At 52.1% G+C, this 8,301-nt stretch carries 6 protein-coding genes and 2 pseudogenes; 7 read left to right on the top strand and 1 reads right to left on the bottom strand.

Translation table 11 applies throughout. The features are described 5' to 3' along the window. Positions 1 to 64: 64 nt before the first annotated feature. Positions 65 to 175 (top strand): annotated as a pseudogene (locus ACVBEF_RS18960) (inositol 2-dehydrogenase); the annotation flags it as partial. Then, positions 172 to 1,197: a Gfo/Idh/MocA family oxidoreductase gene (locus ACVBEF_RS18965; protein ID WP_447125480.1), complete on the top strand. Its 1,026-nt coding sequence runs from the start codon at positions 172 to 174 to the stop codon at positions 1,195 to 1,197. The pseudogene ACVBEF_RS18960 and the gene ACVBEF_RS18965, both read left to right, overlap by 4 nt. Positions 1,198 to 1,249: 52 nt before the next feature. Here the strand turns inward: ACVBEF_RS18965 and ACVBEF_RS18970 are convergent, their stop codons facing one another. Further along, the gene (locus ACVBEF_RS18970) at positions 1,250 to 2,116 is read right to left on the bottom strand and encodes a MurR/RpiR family transcriptional regulator (RefSeq protein ID WP_447125481.1); all 867 of its coding nucleotides are present in this window, start codon (positions 2,114 to 2,116) and stop codon (positions 1,250 to 1,252) included. A 248-nt stretch (positions 2,117 to 2,364) separates the two neighbouring features. Between ACVBEF_RS18970 and ACVBEF_RS18975 the strand changes: the two genes are divergently transcribed. The 5 genes and pseudogenes from ACVBEF_RS18975 to ACVBEF_RS18995 all read left to right on the top strand — a co-directional run. Beyond that, complete coding sequence (locus ACVBEF_RS18975) at positions 2,365 to 3,417, top strand: sugar ABC transporter substrate-binding protein (protein WP_447125482.1); 1,053 nt, start codon at positions 2,365 to 2,367, stop codon at positions 3,415 to 3,417. A gap of 176 nt (positions 3,418 to 3,593) precedes the next feature. After that, on the top strand, positions 3,594 to 4,766 hold the full coding sequence (locus ACVBEF_RS18980; protein ID WP_447125483.1) for an ABC transporter permease: 1,173 nt from the start codon (positions 3,594 to 3,596) through the stop codon (positions 4,764 to 4,766). A gap of 2 nt (positions 4,767 to 4,768) precedes the next feature. Next, the gene (locus ACVBEF_RS18985) at positions 4,769 to 5,551 is read left to right on the top strand and encodes an ATP-binding cassette domain-containing protein (protein WP_447125484.1); all 783 of its coding nucleotides are present in this window, start codon (positions 4,769 to 4,771) and stop codon (positions 5,549 to 5,551) included. Positions 5,552 to 5,562: 11 nt separating this feature from the next. After that, positions 5,563 to 7,530 (top strand): bifunctional 5-dehydro-2-deoxygluconokinase/5-dehydro-2-deoxyphosphogluconate aldolase, encoded by a 1,968-nt coding sequence (locus tag ACVBEF_RS18990; RefSeq protein WP_447125485.1) that lies wholly within the window; start codon positions 5,563 to 5,565, stop codon positions 7,528 to 7,530. Beyond that, positions 7,527 to 8,261 (top strand): annotated as a pseudogene (locus ACVBEF_RS18995) (thiamine pyrophosphate-binding protein); the annotation flags it as partial. The gene ACVBEF_RS18990 and the pseudogene ACVBEF_RS18995, both read left to right, overlap by 4 nt. Positions 8,262 to 8,301 lie beyond the last annotated feature (40 nt).

An 8,301-nucleotide genomic window follows, 5' to 3' on the forward strand; every position in this document is an offset into this window, starting at 1 on the left:
TCCGACTCAGTAGTTCTATGCCGAGTACCACGGACAAGCACGAATCGATTTTGATGTGTTAGTCAATGGCGGAACAGTACGTACGACCATCGATGACGGCGTTAAAGCATTGGCATTAGCTGAGGCCGCAACCTTGTCATGGCGTGAAAACCGTACGATAGATTTAACCAAATGAGCGCCCAACCGATAATCAGAGTCGGTATCGTCGGACTCGGTCGACTGGGACGGCGACATGCTGAGAACCTGTTACGGCATGTTCCCGGCGCCACGTTGGTGGCGGCTGTCAGTCCGCTGGAAAGCGAACTGACATGGGCGAAAGAGACGCTGGGGATAGCGCACCTGTATCAGGATTACGCGGCATTACTCGCGCACGACGGACTGGATGCGGTCTTTTTGGTCACCCCAACTTCGTTACATCCCGACCAGATTATTCAAGCCTTGCGTGCCGGCAAGCACGTGTTTTGCGAGAAACCATTGTCGCTCGAACTCGATGATTGCCGTCGCGTCAATGCGGAGGCAGCCTTGCATCCGCAACTCAAAGTGATGATCGGTTTTGTTCGGCGTTTCGATGCCAGCTATCAGGCCGCCTATAAAAGAATCCAGTCGGGCAGTATCGGTCAGCCGTTTATGGTGTATTCGCAAACCTGTGATCAACTTGATCCGGATGGATTTTTCGTCAAATTTGCACCCACCAGCGGCGGTATTTTTCTCGATTGCAGCGTGCACGATATCGATTTAGCACGCTGGCTGCTAGGCAATCCAAAACCGATACGCGTCTTTGCCAGTGGCACGATTGCTGTACATCAGGATTTGCAAGCGTTCGGCGACGTCGATAACGGTGTGGCGATTTGCGAGTTTGAAAATGGCCGCATTGCCACCTTTTATACCTCGCGTACTATGCCACACGGACATGAAACGGTGACTGAAGTCACTGGCACGGCAGGGCGGTTGACGGTAGGGCGCAACCCGCGTCAGGATCGACTGGAAATTGCGGACGCGAGCGGTATTCGCAATGAATGTACGCCGACTTTTTTCGAACGGTTTGAACAAGCTTTTCTGAACGAAGCGGCTTATTTTGTTGACGCCATCCGCAATGATGCAACGTTGAGCCTGACGCTCGATGATGCGACCGAGGCGACCCGGATTGGGATTGCTATGCGGGAGTCGTTGTTATCGAAGTTGCCGGTGGCGCTGTAAGCTAACGTACCAGCCAGGTTGGTCTGATTACTCGGACCAACCTGCATTGCATCTATTCGTCATACCCATCAATAGCACTCGTTTCTTCCACATTCAACTCCAACCGATACGCCAGCGCGATAAACAATGCCTGGCATAAACACATTGCGTTGGTCAGCGAGCGGAATGCAAAGGCGCTGCCTTCCTTGACCGTCAATGCCACCGTCGCCTGTTTCGCCAGCGGACTGAGCTGGCTGTCGGTAATCACCAATGTCTTGGCCAGACGATGCTGCGCCAGTCGTACGCATGTCTGGGTTTCTTTGCCGTAGGGCGTAAAGCTGATGGCGATCATGACATCATTCTTGCCGATACTGCGGCATTGCTCGCGGAACATCCCTCCCTGGCCCGACAAAAGATGGACGCGTTTGTTTGTGTGCTGCAGCGCGTACACGATATAGGCGGCGATAGGGAAGGAGCGGCGCACACCGATGACGTAAATATTTTCTGCCTTAAGCAACAGTTTCACGGCGTCCTCAAATCTGGCTTCATCCAATCCACTCAACAGCTCGTCCAGACCACTACGGCTGGCATCAATGAATTCACGTGCCATCGCACCGCTAGTCAACGGTGAGGCTTTGGTTTCGATCAGTTGCCGGATGCGTTGCTGATAGTTAGGCGATGGCCCGGTTTGCGCTGTGTAAGCGTCGCGGAATACTGCCTGCATTTCGCTAAAACCACTGAATCCGAATTGTTTGGCAAAGCGAACGATGGCCGAGGGTTGGACATCGCAATGCTCGGCGATGTCGCTGATGCGCTCTACCATCAAGCTGGTTCGGTGCTGTTCAACATACTTTGCGATGATTTTTAGCTGCTTGGAAAGCGTGGCGTATTTGTCGGCAATTTGCAGCATCAGTTGATCGACGGTAGCGGTTTCTGCCATGGTATTTCCTCGTTGGTTCTTGTTAATTACTGGATAGTAGTTACCACGCAATTATAAAGATAATTAATAAAGATAGATTTACAATTGAAAATTAAATTCCAAATTAAATCTATTTTGAAAAAAATGTTGCATTGTTGTTTCGCATGTTCTATTGTTAAGTGCGGATCAGATAAAAAATGCTGATTACGCAGAGCTCACACGGGATCACACCTTAAAGTTCGGACAAAATAACATTGGAGATTAACAACATGCAACGAAATACAGGTAAGCGCTTGGTCAAGGCCTTAACGGTAGCAACATTGGCTACTTTGGCGATGTCAGCGGTATCGGTCAATATAGCCTTTGCCGCGAACGAGAAATTTGTACTTATTAGTCATGCGCCGGATTCTGACTCTTGGTGGAACACCATCAAAAATGCCATCAAGCAAGCCGGTGAGGATTTCAATGTCACGGTCGATTACCGCAATCCGCCAAATGGTGATTTGGCCGATATGTCGCGTTTGATCGAGCAAGCAGCGGCACGTAATTACGACGGCGTGATTGTCAGTATTGCTGACTTCAGCGTGCTGAAAAAAGCCATGCTCAATGTCACTGCGAAAAAAATCCCATTAGTCACCATCAATTCCGGAACAGAGCAACAAAGCGAAGAACTCGGTGCGATCATGCACGTCGGTCAGCCTGAATACGCCGCAGGCAAGGGCGCGGGCGAAAAGGCTAAAGCCGCTGGTATCAAATCCTTCTTGTGCGTCAATCATTACGCGACTAATCCATCCTCGTTCGAACGTTGCCGTGGTTTTGCCGATGCGATTGGCGTTGACTACAAAAAAGCGACGCTCGATGCCGGTCAGGATCCGACTGGGATAGAAAGTAAAGTCAGCGCTTATCTACGCAACAATCCGGGTACGCAAGCGGTGCTAGCGCTTGGTCCCGATTCTGCCGGGCCTAGCCTGCGTGCTTTGCAAAAAATGGGTCTCAAAGGCAAAATGTGGTTTGCGACCTTTGATTTGTCAGATGAGATTGCCAAAGGGATTCAAGACGGCTCGGTACAGTTTGCGATTGATCAGCAACCCTACTTGCAAGGTTATATCCCGGTTGCCGTTCTGGCCATCATGACGCAGTCCCACACCACTGATATGGCGACGATTCAAGCCAAACTGAAAGCCAATCCAAAGTTTCAGGCGCGTCTGGCCGAATATGGACTGGCTCCGATTTACGGTCCCCGTAATATCAGCTCCGGCCCTGGCTACATCACCAAAGATAATATTGATAAAGTCCTTAAGTACGCAGGCCAATATCGTTAATTTTCCCTCTTTGACTGCATCTATTTGATGTTTTGCGATCGTCCGTAATGCGCACAAGCGTACATGGCGGACGATCAAAATAGCAGTTTAATGTCGTATCAAAAAAGTGCCTGTCCGACGTGCATTGACCGGCCACTAATTAGTAGCTAATAAGTAAAATAAGCAGGAGATATTTCATGAATTCACATAGCATACGTGCTCAAAAAGTCACGCCTGTCGTTGCCACTGCCGCTGACGATTCAGCGGCAAAAAATAATCTTAAACCGGATGAACGGGTCCGCTCAGAAGGCGGTTTGAAACGGTTTCTGGGACGTCCGGAATTCGCCTCGCTAGCCGGTGTTGTTTTGGTCTTCGTTATCTTTGCTCTCACAGCCGGCGACTCCGGCATGTTCAATCTCGACGGTATCGTCAACTGGATGCAGGTTGCAGCCTATCTGGGCTTGATCGCTATCGGCGCTTGCATGTTGATGATCGCTGGTGAGTTCGATTTGTCGATCGGTTCGATGATTGGTTTTGCTGGAATGATGGTGGCGATTCCGACTGTATATTTTCATTGGCCGTTCTGGCTGGCAGTGATCTTTGCCTTTGCCGGATCGATGGCGCTGGGTTGGTTAAACGGCTATCTGGTCATCAAAACCCGTTTGCCATCTTTTATCGTCACGCTGGCGTTTCTATTTATATTGCGCGGCTTGACCCTGGCCCTTTCGATTATGTTTGCAAACCGTACTATCGTCAGTGGCGTGGGTGAATATGCCGCCAAAGACTGGCTCGGTAGTTTGTTGTTTACCGGTGTAGTCGGACATGATTTGTTCCACTGGATGGCGCACCAAGGCTGGATCGCCACCAGTGATGGCAGTGCTCCGTTGGTTGCAGGCATTCCAAAAGTGATTATCTGGTGGATCGCGCTGGCGATTATTGCCAGCTTTATTTTGGCACGTACCCGTTTCGGTAACTGGATTTTTGCCGTCGGCGGTGACGCCAACGCTGCCAAGAATGTTGGCGTACCAGTGCGTCGCGTCAAAATTATCTTGTTTGTATTTACCGCATTTTGTGCCTGTCTTTTCGCAGTATTGCAGGTCGCCGATGTTGGCTCCGCTGCTGCTGACCGCGGCTTACAAAAAGAATTTGAAGCGATTATCGCGGCTGTTATTGGCGGCGCATTGCTGACTGGCGGTTACGGCTCGGTTATTGGAGCGTGTTTTGGCGCGTTGATATTCGGTGTAGTACAGATCGGTATCTCATACACCAATCTCAATTCCGACTGGTTCCGGGTGTTTCTAGGCGTGATGTTGTTAGTCGCCGTTTTATTCAATAACTATGTCCGTCGCCGTGTGACGGAGGCGAGATAATCATGAGTGACACTATTCTGGCGTTAGAAAACGTTAGCAAATTTTTTGGTTCGGTCATCGCGTTACAAAACGTAACCTTACGGCTGAAAAAAGGCGAAGTTCATTGCTTGCTGGGTGACAACGGCGCAGGTAAATCAACTTTAATCAAAACTCTGGCTGGTGTGCATAAACCGTCTGAGGGTCAGTACTTGGTCGATGACAAACCGGTCTCATTCAACTCACCCAAAGAGGCGCTCGATGTCGGCGTGGCGACCGTTTATCAGGATTTGGCGTTAGTACCTTTGTTATCGGTTGCGCGGAATTTTTTCATGGGCCGCGAGCCGACTAAAAAAGTCTTCGGCATAACAGTCATGGATATGAAATACGCGGCTGAGACGGCCAGCCAGAAACTCGCTGAAATGGGCATCATGGTGCGTGATCCGCATCATGCTATCGGCACCATGTCCGGCGGTGAAAAGCAGTGTCTGGCGATTGCACGGGCGATTCATTTCGGTGCGCGGGTATTGATTCTGGACGAGCCAACCGCTGCACTGGGGGTCAAGCAATCGTTTAATGTACTCAAGCTCATTCATAAAGCACGCGAGCGTGGCATTTCGGTGATTTTCATCACCCACAATGTGCATCACGCGTATCCGATTGGCGACTCATTTACCTTGCTCAATCGTGGAAAATCGATGGGTACTTTTACCAAAGATAGTGTTTCCAAGGACGAGGTTCTGGACATGATGGCGGGCGGTGCAGAGATGCAGACGCTGATGAGTGAACTCGAAGGCATCACAGTATAAAAGGAAGTTTCATGACTACACCATTCAACACAGCGTCCTCCCTTTTCGCGCCAAATCGGCCCCGCGACATTATTTGTCTGGGCCGTCTTGGAGTCGATTTGTACGCCCAACAAGTTGGCGCACGGCTTGAGGATGTGACCAGCTTTGCCAAATACCTCGGTGGCTCTTCCGCCAATATCGCTTTCGGCTGTGCGCGGCTGGGCTTGAATGCGGCCATGCTGGCGCGGGTCGGCAATGAACATAACGGACAGTTTTTGACCGAGGCGCTCGCCGCCGAAGGTTGTGATGTCAGCCAGATCAAAATCGATCCCGAGCGACTCACAGCGATGGTGATGTTGGGTCTGAAAGATAAAGAAACATTTCCCCTGATTTTCTACCGCGAGAATTGTGCCGACATGGCGATTGCGGAAGAGGATATCGACGAAGCGTTTATCGCATCGAGCAAAGCCTTGCTCATTACCGGAACCCATTTTTCGACCGAAAAAGTGCATCGCACCAGTAGCCTGGCGCTGGATTATGCACGGCGCAATAACGTGCGCACGGTGCTCGATATCGATTACCGTCCGGTGCTGTGGGGCTTGACCGCGAAAGGCGACGGCGAAACCCGCTTCATCGCCGACCATAGCGTGACGGCGCATTTGCAAGGGATTTTGCCGAAGTTCGATCTGGTCGTCGGCACCGAAGAAGAGTTCATGATCGCCGGTGGCGGCGCCGATATCATCGCCTCGCTACAAGCAGTGCGGGCAGTCAGTGCGGCCATGTTGGTGGTCAAGCGCGGGCCGCTGGGCTGCGCTGTTATCCGGGGCGAGATTCCTGTGAGTCTGGATCGTGCTTTCAATTATCAGGGCGTACAGGTGGCGGTCTTAAATGTGCTCGGCGCTGGCGATGCGTTTCTGTCGGGCTTTCTGAAAGGCTGGTTGACGGGTGCTGATGATGAGACTTGCTGCCGATACGCGAATGCGTGCGGTGCGCTGGTAGTCTCGCGCCACGCTTGTGCACCGGCGATGCCGACTCCTGTTGAGCTGGATTATTTCCTTGCTAATAGCGAGCGTTTGCAGCGCCCCGATCTGGATGCGCATTTAACCCGTTTGCATCGCGTGACAACACCGCGTCCGGTCTGGGATGAGGTCAATGTATTTGCCTTCGATCATCGGAATCAGTTTTTTGAGTTGGTGCGTGAGAGCGGCGTTGCCGAGTCGCGTATCCCGGCCTTGAAATGCTTGCTGGTAGAAGCTGTCGCACAGACCGAAGCGGCACTGAATTTACAAGGCAAGATCGGCGTGCTAGTCGATGATCGTTATGGTCAGGACGCACTCAATGCCGCGACTGGCCGTGGCTGGTGGGTGGGACGTGCAGCTGAAATGCCGTTGTCGAATCCGCTGACATTTGATTATGGCCGTTCGATTGGATCGCATTTAATTAACTGGCCGCGTGAGCAAGTCGTGAAGTGTCTGGTGCAATTGCATCCTGATGACGCGGTTGAGAACCGGTTGGAGCAAGAAGCACAGATACGCGCTTTGTATGACGCAGTACAAGTCAGCGGGCATGAATTGTTGTTGGAAATCATTCCGCCAAAATCAATGGCAAGCGCGGATAACACCGTGCTGCGGGCAATCAAGCGTTTGTACAACATCGGCATTTATCCTGAATGGTGGAAGCTGGAATCGATGTCGGCTGCGCAATGGACAGCCATTGATGGCTTGATTGCAGAGCGCGATCCGTATTGTCGTGGCGTGGTGTTGCTGGGATTGAATGCATCGGTCGAGCAGTTGGCGGCCGGATTTCTGGCCTCGAAAGACAGCACAACATGTCGCGGATTTATGGTCGGGCGGACGATTTTTCATGCCCCTGCACGGCGCTGGCTGCAAGGCGAGATCGATGATGCGACCTTGATTGCGGAAGTACGGGTGACGTTTGAGCAGTTGATCGGCGTCTGGCAAAAAAGTCGGAACAAACAAAATGTGGAGCAGGCAGCATGAGCAATGATGGCGGGACTGTTCGACTAACGATGGCGCAGGCGCTGGTGCGTTATCTGGCAGCATTGCGGATCGCCAACCCTGACGGTGAGGGTGAGCTTTCTTTATTTGGTGGCGTCTTTGCAATCTTCGGCCACGGCAATGTCGCCGGCCTGGGCGAGGCCTTGTATCAGCATCGCGAAGAGTTTCCAACGTATCGGGCGCATAACGAGCAGGCGATGGCGCATGCGGCGATCGGTTATGCCAAGGCAAATATGCGGCGGCGCATGATGGCTGTGTCCAGCTCAATCGGACCGGGCGCGACGAATTTGCTGACAGCGGCGGCGTTAGCCCATGTGAATCGCTTGCCGGTGTTACTGCTGCCGGGCGATATTTTCGTCTCGCGGCGGCCTGACCCTGTGCTGCAACAGCTTGAGAATTTTCAGGATGGCAGTGTGTCGGTCAATGATGCATTCAAACCGTTGTCGCGTTATTTCGATCGTATTTATTATCCTGAGCAGTTGCTGACCGCCTTGCCACGGGCGATTCAAGTGTTGACCGATGCGGCGCAATGCGGGCCGGTGACGTTGGCCTTGCCGCAGGATGTGCAGACGATGGCCTACGATTTTCCGTTGTCCTTTTTCAAGCCGAAACTGGTGACCTTCCGGGCGCAACCACCCGCTGAGGATCAGTTGCAGCAAGCGTTGGCGTTGTTGAAAACCGCCCGGCAACCGTTGATTGTGGCTGGGGGCGGGGATCGATTCGTGCTCGATGAACCGGGCGCTTAGAGAAGCT

This window comes from Glaciimonas sp. GG7, from assembly GCF_052976905.1.

Bases quoted from the DNA above. Each gene is read 5' to 3' on its own strand.
- ACVBEF_RS18965 (WP_447125480.1), top strand. From the start codon at position 172: ATGAGCGCCCAACCGATAATCAGAGTCGGTATCGTCGGACTCGGTCGA.
- ACVBEF_RS18970 (WP_447125481.1), bottom strand. From the start codon at position 2,116: ATGGCAGAAACCGCTACCGTCGATCAACTGATGCTGCAAATTGCCGAC.
- ACVBEF_RS18975 (WP_447125482.1), top strand. From the start codon at position 2,365: ATGCAACGAAATACAGGTAAGCGCTTGGTCAAGGCCTTAACGGTAGCA.
- ACVBEF_RS18980 (WP_447125483.1), top strand. From the start codon at position 3,594: ATGAATTCACATAGCATACGTGCTCAAAAAGTCACGCCTGTCGTTGCC.
- ACVBEF_RS18985 (WP_447125484.1), top strand. From the start codon at position 4,769: ATGAGTGACACTATTCTGGCGTTAGAAAACGTTAGCAAATTTTTTGGT.
- ACVBEF_RS18990 (WP_447125485.1), top strand. From the start codon at position 5,563: ATGACTACACCATTCAACACAGCGTCCTCCCTTTTCGCGCCAAATCGG.